The following is a 20,242-nucleotide window of genomic DNA, read 5'->3' on the forward strand; positions in this document are numbered from 1 at the left end:
CGACCACGCCTCTTCGTTTGTTCTAGCCGTTTTTGCTGTCCTCGTTTGTAATAAGTGTAACTCGGTTCGCTTGGGAGTACAAAATCCTGATTCATCTAAATATTTTAAGTCGATTTCTCCCGCAGCAAACTTTTTAACGCTTAAACTTCGATCGACAATTGCATCGGAATTGGAACGCTGTTTTCATCTAAGACAGACAGCGCATTTACGAAAACAATTGTATGCGGGACTGCGGGCATTAAGCGGCGCAGTGCATTTAGGTAAGATTCGGCATCGGGGCGGCGGGCGAAACGGGCGACTGTTAACCGCTGACAGTTGGGGAGGTGGCGAATTATGCACCAAGGTTGAAGTCGATCACGATATGTCGATTGTTTTGGTATCATAGGAAAATCCTTCCCACTTTTGTGGGTGGTGAATGAAAGGCGATCGCTCTAGATTTCTCAGGTCAGGGGGCGATCGCTAATTTGATAATATTAATCTTATGATACGTTCGTATCGACTGTCAAGTGCAAGATGGGTCTAATTCGGTTGCGGGTTCGAGAACTAGCTGAAGAGAAGGGTTGGACGTTGAAAGAAGTTTCTGAGCGATCGGGCATTCCTTACAGTACCGTTAGAAGTTATGCCCATTCTCCCAAACTGGCAACTGTAGACTATACAGCTTTGAATAAGATGGCTCGCGTGTTTGATATTGCGATCGAAGATTTAGTTGAGATTTTGGAAGAGTAGGCTGATTTTTTGCTGGGAATATGGGACGAATTAGGCTGCGAGTTCGAGAATTTGCTCAAGAGAAGGGTTGGACTCTAAGGGAAGTCTCCAACAGAACAGGTGTTCCATACACCACGATCGCCACCTATGCTAATTCTCCAGGGATGGCTACCGTTGACTACACAGCTTTGGACAAGATGGCCCGTGCGTTCGATATTGCGATCGAAGATTTAGTGGAGATTTTGGAAGAGTAGGCTGATTAGTCGTTAGGAATATAGGATTAGTTCGATAATAAAAAATATTACATTGCTGCGATCGCCAACAGGATTAGCCTAGTGAAGAGAAGTTTTACAACTCAGATAAAAAACTAGCAACTTCAGGAGCAGAAGCCATAGTAAAATTGGCAAAATCCGGTGGCAACCTGACATTAAGAGCAAATGCCATTATCCCTAAGACAAATTGCAGCCTTTGAGATTCACGCAAGTTTTCTGCTCTATTCAAAAATCCACTAACCAATGATGTTGAACGCAACCGAAGTGGCACCCTTTCAAATTTAATCTTCCAATAATCTATGAAAAAAGGTAAAATTACTTGTCGATATGTCGCAGATAAGGGTTCACGATGTTGGTATATGAAAGGTGCGATCGCCATATGCAGGAGAATATCTGTTTCAAGCGGAGTATCATTTTGTTGCGTGGCAACTAAGTAGCCAATTGCTAGAAACACTTCTTCGGTTTGAGGATCGAACCTGTTACTAAGATCTAGTATTTCGCTATATGAAACTTCTGGTAAGTAAATTTGTTCGAGTAGCTCTGCTGCTTGTAACCAAAGTTGCGGCTTCACTGCTGTTGCACTAATTTGGCGACATATTGCTGCTACTTCTGTGGCCTGTGAGCGCGCCAGTTCAACAGAGCGGAGAGCCACTGTACCAATCCGGAAAACAACGGGGAGTAGTCCAACTAAGGCTGCATTATGTTCTGCCTTCCGCCATATTTCACTAGGCTTGTTACCTAAAATGGTTTCGACATCAAGCTCGAATCCTTGCGGAAGTTGACCAATCTGAAGCAGTTGTGTGCTGGCAGCAAAAAAAGCTCCTGCATCCATCGCAAAATCCAGGACTTCAGCATAACGGGCATCTAAAAGTAGATACGGAAAAGCTTCCAGACTAAGACGAGCGAAAACAGCACGCTGGTTTGTATCCCTTGCATCATCAATTCCTCTCAAAGCCCAAACTGCTGCTCGCTCATCATTGCCAACGGAAGCTGCAAAAAATGTTAAATTGACCAAAACCGTACTTTCTCGATTTCTGTCGTAATAATCTACTAATCCTGGATTTTGAGAAAAAAGAATACCTCGCTGCGGTGCTGCGTAATCTTCGCCACCCAGTGTTTTAGTTGGAGGACTACCAGTACGGGCTAGATTAGAGAAATAACCCGATACATGACCATATACAACAAAGAGTTTTTTCCAGTCTTCTGTATCTGACCTACAAGCCAAAAGCTGCTCACCAGCCTGCTCCCAAGATTCAAACACAGATACTAATGAGTTGCCAGCTAGCCATTGGCTAATAGCAAGTTCACCAAGTGCTTTTACCAGTTCGCTCTTATCAATAAGACTATTAGTTTCTGCTAAATTTACGGCCTGTCTAGCAAATTCAACTGCTAACTGAGCATCTTGCTCTCCAGTTGCAATACTGATATATATGAGAACTTTTAGGCGTCTAGAGGGATAAGCATTTGTTTCCTCACTTAATGCTTTGCTGAGCCAGATAACAGCATGATTTTTTTGGTTAATGAGTACATATTTTTGCCCTACGAGTTCCTGGATCAAAAACCGAACTCGCGGATCTTCAGATGCTTGTTGAAGTGCTGCTTGTGCAACAGCTACTATGGCATTTACATCTCCAAGATAATCTCCTAAAACAATAATTTTAGAACGTATAGCACACGCCCATAGCAGCTCTAAATCAAGTTTATTAGCACGTTCTGCCAAGTCTTCATAGGCAGCAAGCATTGCTGACCAATCCTGTTCTTCTTGAGGCTTCTCAGCCTCTTTAAGCCATAACTTTTCTGAAACCACCAAGCAACCTTGTTCAGCTACCTCATGATTAAAGGCAAACTGCCTCTGTTCAAGAGTAAGCTGCTCTATGGTGCTAATCCAATCGCGAAGATGCTCCGGAGAAGTGATTCCTTGGCTATTTGTCCAAATCATGAATCCAAGTAATCCTTCATCAGAAAATGCTGGCTCATTGCTACCCGGTATTTGTGCATATGGTAGAAAGTGGAGTGCAGTTCTTAAATATCTATTGGCACGTATAGGGTCATTGTCAAAGACAGAGTTAGTAGCCATCATGGCTGCAAGAACGCCTATAGCATTTTTATCGCTTGCCTGCTCAAGGAGTGTATCTAAGTCTTGAACTAAATAAGATATAGATTTACCATATTTGTGTCGTGCAGCAATTTGCTCACCACGCAGAAAGATACGAAGGTCCAGATCCATTTGCTCAGGAAGTGGCAGCCTACCCCATAAAGATAGCAATGCTCTGTCATTAACTAAAATCTCCATAGAATTTAGTTCTCGAAGAGCCGAAATCAGCATCAAGCCAGCTCGGTCAAAAACTTCTGCACCAAGGAAGTGAATAATTGCATTGAGAACATCTTGCGGGCTAAGTTGGTGTCTAGATACAATCAGGTTTCCTAACGCTAAATGGCATGATTTTTTCGTCTCAACCAACAAATTATTTTCGCCTAGTTGCTTAACCAGGGGAGAAATGAGCAAACCTTCATCAACATCGCGTTGCACCCAAAGTCCAACTAGAGTATGTAGGCGCTCGCTAGGTCTTTCCAAAACTCGGTTAACAGATGCGACAGCTTGGACCTCAATCAGCGAAAAGCTACCAACGGGCAAACAGAGACGGTATAACAACTCTCTGGTATTCTCATCCTCAACAGAATCCAATACACGCCTAGTTATCTGGCTGTTGAGTGCAGCTTGATACTCACCTTTGAGTAGCCTCTCATATACTTCTTCATTAAGTTGCCAACTGTGCTTGCTTAAATCTCGTGCAATAGTAGTGAGTAATACTGGGTGTTGCTGTGCGATTGCGTTTATGCCTCTGAGCAAATTTGCACTAATCAAAGAACTTGGTGCACCGTAAGATTGAAGGATTTCAGCAGCTTCATCATCAGTAAAAAGTGGAACTTTCATTGAATGAAGAATTGTATTTCCTATAAATTCCTCAAGACTGAATGGAAGCTGATAGGGGCTGGTTGACAAGATCCGAACATCATGTAATCTGCACGCTCTCGTTAGCTGAATCAGTTTTTCTGAAAGTTCATCACTACCTGAAAGTTCTGGCAGATCGTCCAGCACTAGCATTGCACCTTCACCAAGTCTTTCACATAGCTGGCAGTACCACTCGTATTGATTGCTTTGCGATGTTGTGCCCGTTAGTTCTCTACAGACCGCATCTAATTGCTGACAGCCTGCTCTACGGGTTAAGTCCCGCAACCGCACCCAAGCACGACAAGTGCCAATAGCTTGAGCCACTAATATAGCGAGGTGGGTTTTACCCGCTCCAGCCATACCGTCAATGGCTATCCAACTATAATCGTTGAAAATGCTTATTATTGATTTGACAGTTTGCTCCCTATGACTTAGATTCTCTGCAAGCAGGGGAATACTAATATTTGGTGGAGTTGGAAAGTAATTAATTGCTACATCAACACCCTGCTGTTGAATCAAGCGCTGCACTTGGTCATTAACTTGTGAAGCGATCGCATCGGGCAACTGTGTAAAATTTTGCTCCAGAGTCCCCACACGCGATTCAAGGTTCAAGACATTAACTATAAGATTTTGCAACAGGTTATGGTCTCTGTCACTTAGCGTGGGAAGTGAAAGCTGATGCGTTCGCTCTTCTACTGTGAGTTGTTTGATATCAGGCTGAGAAAGTAGTTTAAAAACATAGAGGAAAAGCCTTTGATACTGCTCCTTTGCTTGAATTTCATTTGTAGCATACTCTTGTTTAATGAGGGTTTGTAGAATCCAAGTTCTTAATGATTGAGGATCGGGTGTATTCGTACTCCACTCAAAGCTACAAATTAGATCGAGTAGTTCCTCGTTGCTAGCGGCTGTGATAAAATTCCGAAATACGGCCCAAGTTGTATCAGAACACTTTTCGGGTTTAGAGTCTTTACTTAGAATTATACGGATTCCCTCTAAAGCTTCATTTTGAGAGATTTCTGTTAGAGTCCCTTGGCGGAGCTGTTCCCATACAAAAATTCCTTCTTTTTTCTTAAGCATTTCTGGAGAAGGTCTCTCTTTAGTAACTAAGGCAGTAGTTGTGTAAAGAAAATTTAATGTCTCCTGCGAATTATTCTTACGATGCTCAACAAAATTAGCAATGGCTGTCACAGCACTCCAAAGCGTAACAGAAGAGTTGTAGTTTTTGACCTGTTCGAGTCGTCTTTCCTCTTCTCCAGAAAGTGAACGGTAAATTTTATCTATATCTTCGCCACACTCTAGTTCTAGGAACTCTCCGGGTTGTAAAGAAAGCCAACGCTCAATGGTCAGATCAACCTGATAGACATATCCTCGAATGGTGTCCGATGCGTCTCTATTAAGTTGTCGAGTAAAAGCAGACATAGTTAAATCTACTTAGATAGATAAGTTATCTCGATCGAGATGGATATTTAGAGAAGCCAGCCTTCTCCTGAATAACCCTTATAAGTTGGTTAACCAAACAATTCCTCTAGCTGAATATAAAAGTGATATCGCTCCGGTTCACTAGCCAATATAGCATAAGTTGCTTGATTACAAATGGCTAGAATCTGCTCTCTAATAAAACTCTCGCTGTTTTGCTTGCTTGATTCGAGCGCGATCGCAGATGTAAGGTGCTTACGCTTTGCGATGATAGCACCCTACAAACTTGTGGAACAGGCGTCTCGCCTGTGAATTTCTGCGCTTCCCTACCTCATCTCATATCCAAACAAATTCGGATCGACTTCACCCAAATTCAAATCGGCCAAACCATACTCAGCCCAACGCCTTTCTACCATCGCCGCCACATCAGGATCGGACTCCAAAACTTCCCCCCATTCGTGATCGGTTTCCGGCGGCATCTTCGTAGTAGCATCAATCCCCATTCTGCCTCCCAAACCAATCTTTTCACTGGCAAAATCTAACGTATCAAAAGGCGTATTCGGCAGAATAAATACATCCCGAACCGGATCGACTTTAGAACTAATTGCCCAAACTACTTGACGCGGGTCGCGAATGTTGATACTTTTATCGACAACAATCACAAACTTAGTGTAAGTAAACTGCGGTAATGCACTCCAAAATGCTAAAGCAGCCCTGCGCGCTTGACCGGGATATGCTTTATCAATCGAGATAATTGCGGCTTTATAACTCAGGGCTTCCATCGGTAAGAAGAAATCGACAATTTCCGATACTTGCTGCCGCAAAATAGGGGTATAAATACGGTTAAGCGCGATCGCCATCATTGCTTCTTCTTTCGGCGGCCGCCCGCTAAATGTCGTCAGATAAATCGGGTCTTTGCGGTGCGTCATGCAGTGGAACCGCACCAACGGCGAATCCTCCACGCCGCCGTAATAACCCATGTGATCCCCGAAGGGCCCGTCGGGCAGAACTTCCCCCGGCGTAATCGTTCCTTCTAACACAATTTCCGAGTCCGCCGGTACTTCCAAATCTACGGTTTTGCACTTCGCCAATTGCACGCCGGAACCGCCGTAAAGTCCGGCAAATAACCATTCCGATAAATCTACAGGAATTGGCGTTGCAGCAGCCAGGATGATTAAAGGATCGACTCCAAGGGCGATCGCAACTTCCAACTTTTTACCAGCCTGCGCCGCTTTCCGCAAGTGCCGCGCCCCGCCCCGCACCGATAACCAGTGTACAGTCATCGTGTTTTTTGACTGCAACTGCAACCGATAAACCCCCACATTCGGCGTGCCCGTTTCGCAATCTTTGGTAATTACCAAACCCAGGGTGATAATTTTGCCCGCATCTCCCGGATAAGGGCGAATCATCGGGATTTTGTTCAAATCCAGCCCTTCTCCCTCAAGTACCACTTGCTGACAAGCTGGGAAAAAGTCGCGGCCGGGTTTGGCTTTCACTACGTCAAACAGCACTTTGCCGAATTCTATCGCTTGGGAAATCTTTTTCGGCGGTTTTGGCTGTTGCAGCATTCCCAGTTTTTTGCCGAGCTCTTCTAGTTCGATCGGCTTTTCCATGTTCATCGCCCAGCAAACGCGCTGTTCCGTACCCAACAGGTTGATTGCGACGGGGAATTCGGCCCCTTTGACGTTTTCAAACAGCAATCCAGGGCCGCCTTTTTGCAGCATTTGGTTGGAAATTTCGGCAATTTCGAGGTCGGAATCGACTAAGGCGCTAATCCGGCGCAGTTGTCCCCGTTCTTCGAGTAGTTTTAGGAATCCCCGCAAGTCTCTTGCCATTTTTTTTAAGAATTGTTAACGTTCTTTTGTTATTATGAGCCGATCGACTGCCACAATTTACTCTTGAACCCCTCAAAGAATATCTATTTAACGAACCGCGAAGACGCGAAGGGTGCGAAGGAAGAGAAAGAAGAAGATAGGTGATGCCTTGTTCGGTTCGGGAGTAGGCTGCATAATGGGTTAATGAAATGTCCTCAATGCGAATCTGACCAAGTTCGTAAAAACGGCCGTCCCAACGGGCACCAGCGGTATCTTTGCAAAGCTTGCCGCAAACATTTTTTTGAGCGGTTGAGTCCGCAGTCTTTCAGTCGCCAATGCACTGAAACAGAGTTAAGCGAAGTTATCCCGCAAGGAATCGAGTCTGCAACCACCACAGAGTCCGGCGGGATTGCGATTTTGTTGTTAGATGCCGAAAATCTGAAACTTAAGGTTAATACAGAACAATTCTTAGCCGGTTTGTGCGACTATCCCCTGCAAGTTAAAATTGCTTTTGCTAACTGGAAAAACCCGAGTACGGGCAAGTTGGATGCTGAACTTTACGATCGCGGTTACGAACTAATTCACGTTCCGGGTGGTGCTAATAGTGCTGATGGTAAAATGATTGCTTTTGGCGCTGCTATTTTATATCGATATCGGGATGTGCGACAAGTTTTTGTCTGTTCTTCGGATGGTTTGTTAAATCATCTTTGCAATCAGTTGCAAAATCAGGGAGTGACTGTCTTTCGGGTGCGTCGGCAAAATTCGGTTTTGTCTGTAGAAAACTGTCAGAATGGTGAGAGCAAGCACTATTCTTGCGAAAGGGAAGAGGAAATCCCTAGTTTTGAAGAATTGGCTAATCAAGTTGCTGAGTTGTTGAAGGCTGAACACAAATCTATTGATGAGCGAATCGCTCGTTTTTCTAGTGTGGCTGAGCTTTTTCAAGAACGCCGTAATGTTGCGTTCAATTCTACAAATTCCCATACAGCAGCACTGTCGGAGTCAGCACAAAACCAAGTTCCCCCAGTGCTTGAACCATCTTTGGCGACCGTTGCTGTTCCTCCAAATATTGCGGAGCAAAATTTGCCAGAAATAATACCTGCTGTCAATTCAAATGCTATTGAGTCCCTGGATGTTTTAAAAAATATACTTGTAGAAATAATTGACTGTGCAAAAAATGAGTTGAAAGAGGATGCTATTCTTGTAACAATAATTAAGAAAGTTTTTTTTGCTAAATATCACTCTCATGCTGATTTAATTGTAAAAAGCTTTTTGGGTAAAACTTCTAGTTTGATCAAATTTTTGCAGTCGCAATCAGCTACTTTTAAAATAATATTAATCGGTACCGAACATCAAGTGGGACTCGTTCAAAAACCCTCCGCTTCAAAAATTGAATTATCTGCCGCCCTCGAAGCATCGGTAGCAAAAATTGTACTGGCATTAACTGCTGAATCTCCAGGTAGTTACATTCCGATTCCCCAGGTAGCCGGCGAATTTAAAAAGCAATACGGTCAACCAATTACTAAAAAGCTGAAATCGCTGGATTTGGGCACCAAATTTGCCGATTTTTTGCAGTCCTGTAAAATATTTAAAGTTAAGAAAAACGGTAAGATTTATGAAGTGGCGATCGCCAAAGTTACGGATTAAATATATGACTCCAAAGTCATAAATTGTGAGGGTAAGGTGCGCTTGGACGTACCTTACAAGCTATAGCAGTCGCCAAGGTGCTTAGGTAACGCTCGCTCTTCGACTACGCTCATGTACTCCCTGGCGATCGTATTCAAGATTAAGGTCAAACAGACAACTTTTCGCCTGTCAGGTTTTAATCGGGCGGCCCACTTTTCTTTCAACCAGTCCGAGGCTTTAACCCTCAGTTATCGAATTGCTTACCTATTCTTAACCATTTTTGATTAGCTATTGTGATAAATTATCAGAGGACATCAGTTATTTTAAATAACCATCTACTAGCAATCCTTAGTTATTAGTTTTTAAAGCTGATTTTTTGAGTCAGTTTGGAGCGACTCAATTACTGAATAACAATTACTCCCTCACTAACTAGCACGAAAAATTAATTATTTTCAAAGTCTCAATACACTCTCGATCGCCAACAATCAAAAGCCCAGGTTTAAATGAAAACTGCCCCTTCGCATCTGCCACCTGAGTCTAAGCTTTGGCAGCGCAATTTAACCTCAGCTATGTGGAAAGAGTATGCTTTACACGCTCTATTGGGAATACTTGGGTGTATTCCCGCATTGATCACCCTAGGAATTATTACAGTCCTGATTTATGAAACAGCAATTTTCTTCCAAGAAGTACCTTTGTGGAGATTTTTGACAGATACGCAGTGGACGCCGCTGTTTCCCAATAAAACCTTTGGCATTATGGTACTTGCCAGCGGCACATTGTTGACAACGGCGATCGCCATGACTGTTGCCGTGCCTATTGGCTTGCTCACAGCCATCTACCTCAGCGAATACGCTCCCCATAGAGTGCGTTATCTGCTCAAACCATTTATAGAAACTCTATCGGGCATCCCCACTGTAGTCTATGGCTATTTTGCTCTGTTATTTGTCACCCCGCTGCTGCAAAAACTTATCCCCAATCTAGCCGGGTTTAGCCCTTTAAGCGCAGGTTTAGTCACTGGCGTAATGATTGCACCTATTGTATCTTCTATGAGTGAAGACGCTATTCAAAATGTACCAAAAAGATTACAAGAAGCAGCTTATGCTTTAGGTTTTACTAAACCAGAAATTATTACTAAAATAATTTTACCAATCGCATTTCCCGGCATCATTGCCTCCTTTACATTAGCAGCTTCTCGCTGTTTGGGAGAAACCCTAATCGCCTCCATTGCAGCAGGACAAAATCCCCACTTTGCTCTGAATCCGCTAGAAGCAGTATCGACAATGACTGCTTTTATCATTCAAGTAAGTTTGGGCGATGTACCTATAAATTCTCTAGAATTTCACACTATTTTTACAGTAGGAACTGTCATATTTTTGATGACCTCGATCCTCAACACACTGAGTCACTTGCTTGTCCGGCGCCACCGCGATTTAATGTTAGAAGTCCCAATTTGCAGCCAGGAGGTAAATCAAGAAAGTTTAGCTATTAATTCTCGGTCAGATATCGCTCAATACTCCCCTCAAAAAATACCAAAATTTCCTCACATTTTTCAGCCTGGTTTCACCAAACGTCACTTCCTCGATCGAATATTCATAATTCTCACAGCTATTCCACCTTTAGTTTTAATAACCGTTCTAGGGCTTTTATTATTTGATGTGTCTCAAGATGGTCTCTCGCGCCTTAACTGGCAATTTATCACGTCATTTGCTTCCAGAAACCCCGAAGAAGCAGGAATTTACGTAGCCTTAGCGGGAACTTTTTGCTTGCTGGTATTAACTGCCATTTTCGCTACTCCCATTGGAGTAGGAGCAGCCATTTATCTCGAAGAATATGTCCCCAATAATCTATTTAGCGAATTCCTCGAAATTAACATTGCAAATTTAGCAGCAATGCCCTCTATTATTTATGGCTTGCTAGGGCTGGGAGTATTTGTTCACGGATTAGGATTCTTGACTGGCAAGTACAGTTTACTTTCTGCGTCCCTCACTCTATCAGTAATCGCTTTACCCACAATAATTATAGCTACTCGTTCAGCACTGCGCGCCGTTTCCCATAGCTTGCGCGAAGGAGGCACCGCTACAGGAATGACTCGGTGGCAGGTTTTGTGGCATCTAGTCCTGCCATCTGCAATGCCCGGTATTTTAACGGGAATTTCTTTATCCCTTTCCCGCGCAATTGGCGAAACTGCCCCGCTAATTGCGGTAGGTGCATCGGCTTTTATTACCTTTACGCCTGCTTTATCTCTGGAGGGGTTACGGAGTCCTTTTACCGCTCTACCAGTTCAAATATTTAACTGGGTTTCTCGAAGTCAAGCCGATTTCCAACAAAATGCAGCAGCAGCAATTATCTTGCTAATTGGCATTCTATTTGTGATGAATATTTCGGCTATAATATTGCGAGATAGCTGTAGCAAAAAACAAGCTTAAAGCATCAAAAAGCAATTAGCAAGCCTCACCCAAGTAGCAATAAAAATCCGCACCTGTAAACCTAAAAATCAAGGATTAGGAGTGTAATGGATAAATTATTGCTTCTTCCTTACACCCCCCTATCTGCAATTCCCAATCGCCAATACGCAGTTTCTTTGTACCTATGCAAACAGATTTTGAATTGCCAACACCCCTAGAAGCTATTTTGCGCGTCCAGCAACTATCCGTATCCTACAATGACACTTTAGCCATACAAGGAATCAATATGGAAATTTACAAAAATCAAGTTACAGGATTTATCGGCCCTTCTAGCTGCGGAAAAACGACTCTGCTGCGCTGTTTTAACCGCATCAACGACTTAGTTAAAGGCGCTAAAATAACTGGAAAAATTACTTTTTACGATCGAGACATCACAGAGTTCAATCTCATAGAGATTCGCCGCCGCATCGGTATGGTATTTCAAAAACCCAATCCATTCCCCAAATCGATTTACGAGAACATTGCTTTGGGACTTCGCGTCAACGGCTATCGGGGAAATATTGACGAGCTTGTCGAAGATTCTCTCCGTCAAGCAGCGCTGTGGGATGAAGTAAAAGACCGGCTTAATAAAAATGCTATGACTTTATCAGGGGGCCAGCAGCAGCGACTTTGCATTGCTAGAGCCTTAGCACTTCAACCAGAGGTAATTTTGATGGATGAACCTTGTTCAGCGCTCGATCCAATTTCAACTTTACGCATAGAAGAATTGATTAACAGCCTTAAGAAGCATTACACAATTGTTATAGTCACGCACAATTTACAGCAGGCTTCAAGAGTGGCTGACCTTGTTGCCTTTTTCAATATCAAGATTCAAGAAGGAAGGCGAGTGGGCGAACTTGTAGAGTATGCTTCAGCTCCTTCTATATTCCTGAGTCCTCAACATAAAACGACCTCTGATTATGTGGGGACTTATAGCCGCATAGATAGTGTAATTAGTTGAAAAATTAGGGTGCGTTATATCTAGTTGTAACGCACCTTAATTGAGTCATTTATTATCCAAATCGACCTTCTACATATTCTTGCGTTTGCTGCTTGGCAGGACTGTTAAAAATAGTCTTAGTTTGATTAAACTCGACCATTTCACCTAAATACATGAAAGCTGTATAGTCAGAAACCCGTGCGGCTTGCTGCATATTGTGAGTGACAATTAAAATTGTCACTTGTTCTTTCAACTCGGCAATTAAAGCTTCGATGCTGGAAGTTGCGATCGGGTCTAAGGCAGAAGTTGGTTCGTCAAATAAAATTATCTCAGGTTCGGTTGCGAGAGCTCTAGCAATGCACAACCGCTGCTGTTGGCCTCCCGAAAGATTAAACGCCAAATCATTTAATCTGTCTTTTACTTCATTCCACAAAGCTGCGCCCTGCAGAGCTTTTTCGACTTTTTCATCCATGACGCTGCGCTTCGTTTGACCCCGCACCCGTAACCCATAAACTACATTTTCATAGATTGACTTGGGAAAAGGATTTGGCTTTTGAAACACCATGCTGATCCGCATCCGAACTTCGATGGGATCTACCTTACGGCTGAGGATATTAATCTCATCTGAGTCCAGCAAGATTTCCCCTTCGTAGCGATTGCCGGGATAGAGGTCGTGCATCCGATTGAAACACCGCAGCAGCGTAGTTTTGCCACAGCCAGACGGGCCAATTAGCGCGGTGACTTTTTTATCATCAACAACTAGGTTGATATTTTTCAGTGCCTGAGTTGAACCGTAGAAAAAATTCAGGTTTCTGACTTCAGCTTTTGCCTTAACGTTAGTTGAAGAGGAAGAGTTGGTTGTGATTTTTTTTACCATTTGATGTTTTTGCGGAAAATATAGCGGAGATAAATTGCACAGCCATTCATCACCAAGGTCATCGCCAGTATTATGAGGCCTGCTGCGGCGGCGTTGTTTTGAAATTCCGGTTGCGGGCGCGATACCCAGTTGAACATTTGCATGGGCATGACTGTGAAGGGTGACATCAGCCATTTAAACGAAACATAAGGAAATTCGGCTTGCAGGGGAGAGTCTGGCAAAAAGGCAATAAAGGTGAGGGCTCCAATTGTAATTAGAGGTGCTGTTTCTCCGATCGCCCTTGACAACCCCACAATTACTCCTGTCATAATACTGCCAGCGGAGTATGGCAAAACGTGATCCGAAATCGTTTGCCACTTGGTAGCGCCTGTGGCGTAGGAAGCTTCCCTGATCTCATTAGGAATAGCCCTCAGTGCCTCGCGAGTAGTAACAATTACTACTGGTAAAATCAGCAGTGCTAAAGTCAAACCAGCAGTGAGAATGCTCTGACCCAAGTTTAATTGATATACAAAGAAACCTAAAGCTAAAAGTCCATAAACAATTGAAGGAACGCCTGCTAAATTAGTGACATTAATTTCGATAAAATCAGCAACCCAATTTTTCCGGGCGTACTCTTCCAAGTAAATACCCGACGCAATACCCAAGGGAACCGCTGCTAAAGCTGTTACTAACATTACTAAAGCCGAGCCTACCCAAGCAGACAGTACGCCTGCATCTTCCGGGCGACGGGATGGGAACGATGTCAAGAATTGCCAGGAAAGACGCGGTAAACCATCGATCGCCAAATCAATGATTAATGCTAACAGGACAACCACACCTACTAGCATAAACAATAAGCCGATCGCAGCGAAAATGCTGTCCCACAGCTTAGCTTTTGCAATTATTTTTCGGATTTCCTGTATATTTTTTACTGCCATATTTGGGTAGTTAGTAATTGGCAATTGATGATTGGTAATTGGTAAGGAGTTCTGATTCTTTTGTTAGATTAACTTCAGCCTCAAAATACCAATTTAATTTGAACTTACCGATGTTTTAGATCCCCTTAAATCCCCCTTAAGAAGGGGGACTTTGAAAGCGAGAATCTTGTCCCCCCTTACTAAGGGGGGTTAGGGGGGATCTGATTCTATGGAAACTCACCAAAACTTGCTTTTTACCATTACTTAGTATTAGTAGATTTCCCTGTAACGCTTGCTCAGAAAATGCCCAATTATGTTAAATATCAAAGTCATCAACACTAGGGTCAGCCCCGCCACAAAAATTGTTTGATACTCTAAGCTGGCGTGCGGCAAGTCGCCGAGACTAACTTGCACGATATAAGAAGCAATTGTAGCACCGGGTTCCATTGGATTCCATGTGTAATTTGGCTGCAAACCAGAGGCGATCGCGGGAACCATTGTAAGGCCCACAGCGCGAGAAATTGCCAAAATGTAAGAAGCAGAAATTCCTGAAAGTGCCGCGGGAAAAACTACCGACGTTGCTGTCTGAAATCGTGTTGCTCCCATTGCATAAGCGCCTTCCTTGAGATATACTGGCACAGCTCGCATTGCATCTTCGCCGATCGAACTAATGAAGGGTACAATCATAATACCCACCACTAATCCAGCGCTCAACATATTGAAGCCCGGTAAATCTGGCAGCACTTTCTGCAATAGCGGGGTTACAAATAAGAAGGCAAAGTAACCGTAGATTACTGTGGGAACTCCCGCCAGCAATTCCAACGCTGGCTTCATCACCTCGCGCACGCGACTGTCAGCAAATTCGCTCAGGTAAATCGCAATGATTGTACCCATAGGAATTGCCACCATCATTGAAACTCCCGCAATTACCAAAGTACCCGAAACTAGGGGCAAAATCCCGTAGCGAGGCTCGGAAAACAGCGGTGTCCATTCTGTACTCGTGAGAAATTCCACCAAAGAAACTTTTTGGAAGAAACCCAAGGACTCCGAAACTAGGATGTAAAGAATAGCGAAAGTAGTTAGTACCGACGAAAAGGCTGCGAGGAACAGCAAGAAGGCGATCGCGCCTTCGCGTAAATCCCTCACTACCTTTGGGGAAAACGCGGCTTGTTTGGATAATTTCAGTGATTTTTGAGCCATTAGTTATCAACAATTAGTCATTGGTTATTAGTTATCAGTCATCAGTCATTAGTCGTGCCTCTCCGATTTGCACCCCGAAATATAGATATAATTTTTGTAAGTAAATACAGCGCCACGATCTGGATTTACTCCCGTAACTAATGACTGCTGACTAAATAAATACCGACAAACTTGCTATCTGGCTTCGCGCTTCAACATTTCCTCAATCGTCAAACCTACAGCTTCTTCGCCACCGAAAATAGTGCCTACACGACGCTTTGTAAAATGACTCATAGCAGTTGTATAAGCCTGGGGAGGTAGAGCTACGTACTTGACCTCGCTCGCTAGTTTAGCACCGTTTTTGATATAGTATTCGACAAACTGCTTCACTTCCGGCTTATCTGCTGACTTGGCATTAACGTAGATGAACAGAGGACGCGATAGCGGTTGATAACTGCCATTTTGTACTGTCTGCGTAGAAGGCAATACAGCACCTTTGCCACCATTAATTCCCACTGCTTTGAGCTTGCCCTTATTTGCTTCGTAATAAGCGTAGCCGAAGTAGCCTATGGCATTTTTGTCGCGAGAAACACCGTTGACTAACACATTGTCGTCTTCGCTGGCCGTGTAGTCGCCCCGGCTAGATTTAGATTTGCCGACGATCGCTTCAGTAAAATAGTCAAAGGTTCCAGAAGCAGTACCGGCACCAAACAGCTTCAGGGGTGCGTTGGGAAATCCTGCCCGAATTTGGTTCCAGTTATTGATTTTACCCTGAGCTCCGGGTTCCCACATTTTCTTGAGTTCGGCAACTGTCAAGTTTTGCGCCCAGGTATTTTGGGGGTGAACCACGACAGTCAAAGCATCATAAGCAACGGGTAGTTCTATATATTTAATCCCAGCTTGAGCGCAAGCCTGCATCTCCGCTTTCAAAATCGGTCGGGAACCGTTGGAAATGTCAGTTTCGCCGCGGCAGAATTTTTTGAAGCCGCCACCCGTACCGGAGACGCCCACGGTAACTTGTATGCCTTTGTTGGTTTTTTGGAACTCTTCGGCGACAGCTTCGGTAATCGGGTAGACGGTGCTGGAACCGTCGATTTTAATTGTTCTTTGTCCTTGAGCCTGAATCGCTGGGACTGACATACCGATCGCCGCAGCTACAAATGCCGATGCACCCGCTATTGTCAAGCCGTTAAGCTTAAATTTCATCAAATTGAGCGCCATATAATTTGATCCTGTGCGTTAAGTATGATGAGCAGCGAATCCTATAGGAGGATAACAGTCGATCTTTAAATTTTGAATTAATTTAGATTATGAACAGTTTAAATTTTTCCCACTAACTGAGATAATGGACTGTTGAACAAAGCTTTTGATGACTATAAAATTGATCGGGAAAAAGCTTAAACTAGAAACGGCAGCGACAATAGTCTTTTTAAATGTGCGATTTGCGATCGTCTTGAAAACTTTGTAAGGTTTTTTGCAAAAATGTCTTCACCACTGCTGAAGCGAGAGTTGGGTGTTTTCGGCGCAACTCTCATGGGCCTGGGATCAATCCTCGGTACCGGAGTATTTGTGAGTATCGGCATTGCGGCGGAAGTTGCGGGGCCGGGAGTGATTTTGGCCGTAGGTATTGCAGCTTTTGTTGCTGTGTGCAATGGCCTTAACAGCGCTCAATTAGCGGCCAATCATCCTGTTAGCGGCGGTACTTATGAATATGGCTACAAATATCTCAATCCTTGGCTGGGTTTCACTGCCGGCTGGATGTTTTTGTTGGCGAAAACGGCTTCTGCGGCTACTGCTGCTTTGGGTTTTGCGGGGTATTTTTTAAATGCAGTTGGTGTAGCCGATCGCACTTACCTGATCCTAACAGCTTTAGTCGCCCTCGCCGCCATTACTTTAATTGTATTGACGGGAATTAGGCGATCGAATATTGCCAATACTGCCATAGTCTCAGTTACACTTCTATCCTTAGCGGTGTTTGTTGCTGTCGGTTTGCCAGAGGTAAAGTGGGAAATGGCCACCGTACAGAATCATAACTCGATCGGCTCCATCTTCCAGGCCACCGCCCTGATGTTTGTCGCTTATAGCGGTTACGCCCGAATCACCACAATGAGCGAAGAAGTGCGGGAACCGAGGGAAACCATTCCCAAAGCCATAATTTTCACTTTGGTGCTGACAATGCTGCTTTACGTCGGGGTAGCAGTAGTTGTCGCGGGCGCGGGGGGAGCCGATAAATTGTCTTTACAAACAGGTGGCACGACTGCACCTCTGGAAGTCATCGCCCGCAGTTTCCGAATTCCAGGAGTTTCTCAACTGCTAGCCGTCGGTGCAATTACCGCTATGTTGGGAGTCTTGCTGAACTTAATTTTAGGGCTGTCGCGTATCTGGCTGGCGATGGGGCGGCGCTTGGATATGCCCAGAGTCTTGGCGCGGCTGAATCCTTCGGGGACAACTCCCTACGTGGCTGTGGTGGTTGTGGAAGTGACGATCGCACTTTTAATCCTCGTCGGCGATGTCAAGACCACTTGGTCATTTAGCGCCTTTAGCGTTTTGATATATTACGCTATCACCAACCTCGCCGCGCTGCAACTTTCCCCCGCCGAAAGGCTTTATCCGCAGTGGTTGGCTTGGGTGGGTTTGGGGAATTGTCTGTTTCTGGCTTTCTGGGTGGAGAGGCAAATTTGGCTGACAGGATTGGCATTAATTGCCGCCGGTTTAATTTGGCGGGCGATCGTCCGACTCCCGGCGAAAAACTAGAATTGTGATAAATTGAAACAGCATTCTGCATTGTAGAGGGCCATGCCCGATCGAACTCCCGAGCTTGCGACTCAAGAATCTCCCGCATTCAGCGCCATCAGTCGCTATATCGCTCAAACACTAATTACCATTCAGGAAAAGCATCCCGAATGGATAGCTGAAAAATACAGGAACACCCCCTGGGCAAAACCTGATTTTCAGTCAGTTTTGATTGGAAAATTGACAAAAAGTTTCACAGTAGCCAGCGATACAGATTCCCTGCTGCTGACTGCGAAAAAATATCTACAAATTCTGCTGGTTCCAGAATTCATTAATTCACCTCAATTCAGCAAATTATCTGCCAAAATTCAGCAGCTAGCCCAATCTCAAACAGCACCAGCTAAATCAGAAAACTCAGTTTCCTCAGAACCTCCAACTCCAACACCCAATCAACCAGCCCCGCTTCCGGCCGGCATTGCTATCTTGCTGCTAGATGTCGAAAACTTGCAACTCACCGTCGAAACCGAAAAATTCCTAGAGGGAATTTGCAACTATCCCATTCAAATCAAAGTTGCCTTTGCCAACTGGCGCAGCATGGGCAAGAAAGATGCCGAATTTCACCAGCGGGGCTATCAACTAATTCACGTCCCCCCCGGCAAAGACAGCGCCGACTTAAAAATGGCTACCGTCGGCGCATCGATTTTCGTACATTATCCCACAGCCAAAGAGATTTTTGTCTGTTCGTCCGATCGCGCCCTCACTCACCTCAGCAATACACTGCAAGCCCACGGATTAACCGTATTTCAAGTCCGCAAACAAATAGATAAAATTATAGTTTTAAACAGCAAAACCGGACAAGTGGAAACCCATTCCCTGGTAACTATACCGGAAATTACACCCCTAGAACAATTAGTTATTCAGCTAAAGGAATTAATCAAAAAAGAACAAAAACGCACATCAGCTCAGTGGATAAAACTTTCTACTGTTTCAGCTTTATTTAAGGAGAATCATGGTTTAGTCCTCAATCAAGTTGTTGCCCATCATTTGCTCGGCACTAAAACCAGGGATATCTTTCTCAAATATCCCACGGATTTTGTCCTCCACAAACCATCAGAAACTTCTCAAACTTATGTTACTCTTTTTGAAGTGAGATTGTCGCCCCCACCGCCAATACTGAGCCAAGAAACTCTGAATAACCACCAGGCAGCACCTGCAAGTTTGACAGATATTAATTCTTTGGAAGACTTGGAAAGAGCTCTTGTCAAAATAGTTGGTGACTTAACCGGCAACTCTCCTGACAATTCTGTATTTCTTTCCAATGTAGGCAGCGAATTTCACAGACAATACGGCAAACAAATTACCCAAATAATTAAAGATTTTAATCTCGGTAGGAAATTTACTAAATTTTTGCAATCCTGCGCTTCTCTCCAGCTAAAAAAAGCCGACAAAGGCTGGCAAGTTTCCCTCAATTAATTAAAAATTAGGCGTTGCTTAATCAGGGTATGAAAAAAATAACTTTAAAATCCAAAAGCTTTGTGGATACTGGTTTTTATGACGGGCATATTTAACGTTTCATACCGTAAATCAGCAACGCCAAAAATTAAAATATATAAGCATCCCCATTACTAGCAACTTGAGTTATCATACAATCGGGACGTAAAGATATGTAAAGGGATATGCAGGACAAAGTTGTAGTTGTGGTGGGTGCGACTGGCGGCATCGGTTCAGCGGTGGCCCGCCAACTCGCCGATGCGGGTGCGAAGCTAGTGCTCGCAGCCAGAGACAGCAGCAAGTTAGACGCTTTAGCTAGCGAACTTTCGGCAACAGAGGTACTGTGCGTGCCCACAGATATCACCGATTTGCAGCAAGTCGAGACGCTGATGCAGACAACTGTGGAACATTTCGGACAAATTGATGCTCTCGTAAACGCCGCCGGTGCCGGAATTCTCAAGCAGTGGAACAAGTTAGAACCGGCGGATTTAGACGCCATGCTTGACTTGAACTTGAAAGGCAGTTTTTACACGTCTCAAGCAGCGGCGAATGTGATGAAAGAGCGCAAATCCGGCCACATTTGCAATGTCATCGGGATTTTGGGCAAGCATTCGATGGCGATGGGAACCGCTTATTGCGCTTCAAAGTTTGGGGTAGTTGGTTTCAGCAAGTGCATGGCAGATGAACTGCGACGCTACGGCATTAAGTTTACACTATTCTATTTTGGCGGGGTGGATTCTCCGTTTTGGGATAATGTGAGTTTGAAGGTAGACAGGTCAAAAATGCTGAGTACCGAAACTGCTGCAAATGCGATTATGTTTGCTCTTTCGGCTCACCCGCAAGCTGTGCCGATGGAGATTAATATTCAGCCGGAAAGTCATTTGTTCTTTTAGCTATTG

Annotated in this window: 15 protein-coding genes; 8 read left to right on the forward strand and 7 right to left on the reverse strand. The window is 44.1% G+C overall.

The genetic code is table 11. From position 1 onward, the window contains the following. Positions 1-140 precede the first annotated feature (140 nt). Entirely contained in the window at positions 141-383 is a 243-nt protein-coding gene (locus QUA70_RS05825; RefSeq protein WP_333345527.1) for a hypothetical protein, read from the reverse strand. A 130-nt stretch (positions 384-513) separates the two neighbouring features. Here QUA70_RS05825 and QUA70_RS05830 point away from each other — a divergent pair, with 130 nt between their 5' ends. Together QUA70_RS05830 and QUA70_RS05835 are read left to right on the forward strand one after the other, a co-directional pair. Beyond that, a complete protein-coding gene (locus QUA70_RS05830; protein ID WP_006635455.1) occupies positions 514-726 on the forward strand; it encodes a helix-turn-helix domain-containing protein in 213 nt (70 codons plus the stop codon). Between the two features lie 20 nt (positions 727-746). Further along, positions 747-959, forward strand: a complete 213-nt coding sequence (locus tag QUA70_RS05835) for a helix-turn-helix transcriptional regulator (protein WP_333202000.1) — start codon at positions 747-749, stop codon at positions 957-959. A 94-nt stretch (positions 960-1,053) separates the two neighbouring features. Here the strand turns inward: QUA70_RS05835 and QUA70_RS05840 are convergent, their stop codons facing one another. Together QUA70_RS05840 and QUA70_RS05845 are read right to left on the reverse strand one after the other, a co-directional pair. Further along, positions 1,054-5,349: a hypothetical protein gene (locus QUA70_RS05840; protein WP_333345529.1), complete on the reverse strand. Its 4,296-nt coding sequence runs from the start codon at positions 5,347-5,349 to the stop codon at positions 1,054-1,056. 323 nt (positions 5,350-5,672) lie between these two features. Then, a complete protein-coding gene (locus tag QUA70_RS05845; protein ID WP_333345531.1) occupies positions 5,673-7,181 on the reverse strand; it encodes a UbiD family decarboxylase in 1,509 nt (502 codons plus the stop codon). A 183-nt stretch (positions 7,182-7,364) separates the two neighbouring features. Between QUA70_RS05845 and QUA70_RS05855 the strand changes: the two genes are divergently transcribed. The 3 genes from QUA70_RS05855 to pstB (QUA70_RS05865) all read left to right on the forward strand — a co-directional run bounded on the left by QUA70_RS05855 (position 7,365) and on the right by pstB (QUA70_RS05865) (position 12,188). Further along, positions 7,365-8,804 carry an IS1/IS1595 family N-terminal zinc-binding domain-containing protein gene (locus tag QUA70_RS05855; protein WP_445251613.1) on the forward strand — a complete coding sequence of 480 codons (1,440 nt, stop codon included), beginning with the start codon at positions 7,365-7,367 and terminating at the stop codon, positions 8,802-8,804. Positions 8,805-9,286: 482 nt separating this feature from the next. Beyond that, positions 9,287-11,209 carry a phosphate ABC transporter permease PstA gene (gene pstA, locus QUA70_RS05860; protein ID WP_333345533.1) on the forward strand — a complete coding sequence of 641 codons (1,923 nt, stop codon included), beginning with the start codon at positions 9,287-9,289 and terminating at the stop codon, positions 11,207-11,209. A gap of 163 nt (positions 11,210-11,372) precedes the next feature. Continuing rightward, complete coding sequence (pstB, locus tag QUA70_RS05865) at positions 11,373-12,188, forward strand: phosphate ABC transporter ATP-binding protein PstB (RefSeq protein WP_333345535.1); 816 nt, start codon at positions 11,373-11,375, stop codon at positions 12,186-12,188. 52 nt (positions 12,189-12,240) lie between these two features. On the opposite strand, the gene pstB (QUA70_RS05870) is transcribed toward pstB (QUA70_RS05865), so the two are convergent. The 4 genes from pstB (QUA70_RS05870) to QUA70_RS05885 all read right to left on the reverse strand — a co-directional run bounded on the left by pstB (QUA70_RS05870) (position 12,241) and on the right by QUA70_RS05885 (position 16,340). Next, complete coding sequence (pstB, locus tag QUA70_RS05870) at positions 12,241-13,044, reverse strand: phosphate ABC transporter ATP-binding protein PstB (protein WP_333345537.1); 804 nt, start codon at positions 13,042-13,044, stop codon at positions 12,241-12,243. After that, positions 13,038-13,961, reverse strand: a complete 924-nt coding sequence (pstA, locus tag QUA70_RS05875) for a phosphate ABC transporter permease PstA (RefSeq protein WP_333345539.1) — start codon at positions 13,959-13,961, stop codon at positions 13,038-13,040. The genes pstB (QUA70_RS05870) and pstA (QUA70_RS05875) overlap by 7 nt, the downstream gene beginning before the upstream one ends. A 249-nt stretch (positions 13,962-14,210) precedes the next feature. Further along, a complete protein-coding gene (pstC, locus tag QUA70_RS05880) occupies positions 14,211-15,140 on the reverse strand; it encodes a phosphate ABC transporter permease subunit PstC (RefSeq protein ID WP_333345542.1) in 930 nt (309 codons plus the stop codon). A gap of 174 nt (positions 15,141-15,314) precedes the next feature. Beyond that, complete coding sequence (locus QUA70_RS05885) at positions 15,315-16,340, reverse strand: PstS family phosphate ABC transporter substrate-binding protein (protein WP_333327289.1); 1,026 nt, start codon at positions 16,338-16,340, stop codon at positions 15,315-15,317. 261 nt (positions 16,341-16,601) lie between these two features. Between QUA70_RS05885 and QUA70_RS05890 the strand changes: the two genes are divergently transcribed. From QUA70_RS05890 to QUA70_RS05900, 3 genes are all read left to right on the forward strand, one after another. After that, positions 16,602-17,873, forward strand: a complete 1,272-nt coding sequence (locus QUA70_RS05890) for an APC family permease (protein WP_333345546.1) — start codon at positions 16,602-16,604, stop codon at positions 17,871-17,873. A 42-nt stretch (positions 17,874-17,915) separates the two neighbouring features. After that, entirely contained in the window at positions 17,916-19,325 is a 1,410-nt protein-coding gene (locus QUA70_RS05895) for an NYN domain-containing protein (protein WP_333345547.1), read from the forward strand. Positions 19,326-19,528: 203 nt separating this feature from the next. Further along, entirely contained in the window at positions 19,529-20,236 is a 708-nt protein-coding gene (locus QUA70_RS05900; protein WP_333345549.1) for an SDR family oxidoreductase, read from the forward strand. The last annotated feature ends 6 nt before the right edge of the window (positions 20,237-20,242 follow it).

Origin of the sequence: Microcoleus sp. LAD1_D5 (assembly GCF_036702115.1) — a bacterium.
GTDB lineage: Bacteria > Cyanobacteriota > Cyanobacteriia > Cyanobacteriales > Microcoleaceae > Microcoleus.

What these genes read in the sequence shown, in the direction of transcription:
- pstB (WP_333345537.1), bottom strand. Translation starts at nt 13,044, where the DNA reads ATGGTAAAAAAAATCACAACCAACTCTTCCTCTTCAACTAACGTTAAG.
- QUA70_RS05840 (WP_333345529.1), bottom strand. Translation starts at nt 5,349, where the DNA reads ATGTCTGCTTTTACTCGACAACTTAATAGAGACGCATCGGACACCATT.
- QUA70_RS05895 (WP_333345547.1), top strand. Translation starts at nt 17,916, where the DNA reads ATGCCCGATCGAACTCCCGAGCTTGCGACTCAAGAATCTCCCGCATTC.
- pstC (WP_333345542.1), bottom strand. Translation starts at nt 15,140, where the DNA reads ATGGCTCAAAAATCACTGAAATTATCCAAACAAGCCGCGTTTTCCCCA.
- pstA (WP_333345539.1), bottom strand. Translation starts at nt 13,961, where the DNA reads ATGGCAGTAAAAAATATACAGGAAATCCGAAAAATAATTGCAAAAGCT.
- QUA70_RS05885 (WP_333327289.1), bottom strand. Translation starts at nt 16,340, where the DNA reads ATGGCGCTCAATTTGATGAAATTTAAGCTTAACGGCTTGACAATAGCG.
- QUA70_RS05845 (WP_333345531.1), bottom strand. Translation starts at nt 7,181, where the DNA reads ATGGCAAGAGACTTGCGGGGATTCCTAAAACTACTCGAAGAACGGGGA.
- QUA70_RS05900 (WP_333345549.1), top strand. Translation starts at nt 19,529, where the DNA reads ATGCAGGACAAAGTTGTAGTTGTGGTGGGTGCGACTGGCGGCATCGGT.
- QUA70_RS05890 (WP_333345546.1), top strand. Translation starts at nt 16,602, where the DNA reads ATGTCTTCACCACTGCTGAAGCGAGAGTTGGGTGTTTTCGGCGCAACT.
- QUA70_RS05830 (WP_006635455.1), top strand. Translation starts at nt 514, where the DNA reads ATGGGTCTAATTCGGTTGCGGGTTCGAGAACTAGCTGAAGAGAAGGGT.
- QUA70_RS05825 (WP_333345527.1), bottom strand. Translation starts at nt 383, where the DNA reads ATGATACCAAAACAATCGACATATCGTGATCGACTTCAACCTTGGTGC.
- QUA70_RS05835 (WP_333202000.1), top strand. Translation starts at nt 747, where the DNA reads ATGGGACGAATTAGGCTGCGAGTTCGAGAATTTGCTCAAGAGAAGGGT.
- pstA (WP_333345533.1), top strand. Translation starts at nt 9,287, where the DNA reads ATGAAAACTGCCCCTTCGCATCTGCCACCTGAGTCTAAGCTTTGGCAG.
- QUA70_RS05855 (WP_445251613.1), top strand. Translation starts at nt 7,365, where the DNA reads ATGAAATGTCCTCAATGCGAATCTGACCAAGTTCGTAAAAACGGCCGT.
- pstB (WP_333345535.1), top strand. Translation starts at nt 11,373, where the DNA reads ATGCAAACAGATTTTGAATTGCCAACACCCCTAGAAGCTATTTTGCGC.